At 66.1% G+C, this 1441-nt stretch carries 1 protein-coding gene; it reads left to right on the top strand.

The window, feature by feature from the left end; translation table 11 throughout:
* Positions 1–18 precede the first annotated feature (18 nt).
* Positions 19–1441 (top strand): non-ribosomal peptide synthetase (locus ABTY56_RS38640; RefSeq protein ID WP_350634376.1); only part of this gene is annotated, 1423 nt, incomplete at its 3' end.

The raw sequence follows: 1441 nt of genomic DNA on the forward strand, positions 1-1441 counted from the left end.
GGTCGTGAGCGGGTGCTGGTGGAGTGGAACGACACCGATCGTGTGGTGCCCGAGGAGACCGTGGTGGGTCTGTTCGAGCGGCAGGTTGCTCGGGATCCGGATGCGCCGGCGGTGGTGTGTGGGGAGGAGGTGCTGTCGTATGGGGAGTTGGATGAGCGGGCGTCTCGGTTGGCGGGTGTGTTGAGGGGTCGTGGGGTGGGGGCTGAGTCGTTGGTGGGGGTGGTGTTGGAGCGGTCGGTTGATTTGGTGGTGGCGTTGTTGGGTGTGTGGAAGGCGGGGGGTGCGTATGTGCCGTTGGATCCGTCGTATCCGGCGGAGCGGTTGGAGTTGATGGTGGGGGATGCGGGGCCGGTGTGTGTGGTGACGGTGAGTGGTTTGGCCGGGATGCTGCCGGAGGGGGTGTTGGTGCCGGTGGTGTGTCTGGATGATCCGGGTGTGGTGGTGGAGTTGGCGAGGGTGGATTTGGGTGTGGATTTGGGTGTGGGTGGGTTGGGGGGTGTGGCGGCGTATGTGATGTTTACGTCGGGGTCGTTGGGGGTGCCGAAGGGTGTGGTGGTGTGTCAGCGGGATGTGGTGGGTTTGGTGGTGGATGGATGTTGGGGTGAGGTGGTGGGGCGTCGGGTGTTGGGGTGGGCTCCGTTTGCGTTTGATGCGTCGGTGTTTGAGTTGTGGGTGACGTTGGCTGGTGGTGGGGTGGTGGTGTTGGCGCCGGTGGGTGAGGTGGATGGTGGTGTGTTGCGGTCGTTGGTGGGGGGTGGTGGTTTGGATCGGGTGCATGTGACGGCGGGGTTGTTGCGGGTGTTGGTGGAGGAGGATGCGGGTTGTTTTGCTGGGGTGGGTGAGGTGTTGACGGGTGGGGATGTGGTGCCGTCGTCTGCGGTGTCGGGGGTGTTGGGGGCTGTTCCTGGGGTTGTGGTGCGGCATTTGTATGGGCCGACGGAGGTGACGTTGTGTGCGACGCAGTGGGTGGTGGGGGATGTGGGGTTGGTGCCGGGGGTGTTGCCGATGGGGCGTCCGTTGGAGAACACGCGGGTGTATGTGCTGGACGGGTTCTTGGAGCCGGTGCCGCCGGGTGTTGTGGGTGAGCTGTATGTGGCGGGGACCGGGGTGGCGCGGGGGTATCAGGGGCGGTCTGGGCTGACGGGTGAGCGGTTTGTGGCCTGTCCGTTCGGTGAGCCGGGTGGGCGCATGTATCGGACTGGGGATCTGGTGCGGTGGAGTGCGGACGGGCAGTTGATGTTCGTGGGCCGTGCGGATGATCAGGTGAAGGTGCGTGGCTTCCGGGTGGAGCCGGCCGAGGTCGAGGCTGTGCTGGCCGCACATCCTGGGGTGGGTCAGGTGGTGGTGGTCGCGCGTGAGGATGTGCCGGGTGACAAGCGGCTGGTCGCCTACGTCGTGCCCGAGGGTGCGGGGGAGGGCGACGGAGCGGGTCCTGACGAGG

This window comes from Kitasatospora sp. NPDC097691 (assembly GCF_040302665.1).
Taxonomy (GTDB): domain Bacteria; phylum Actinomycetota; class Actinomycetes; order Streptomycetales; family Streptomycetaceae; genus Kitasatospora.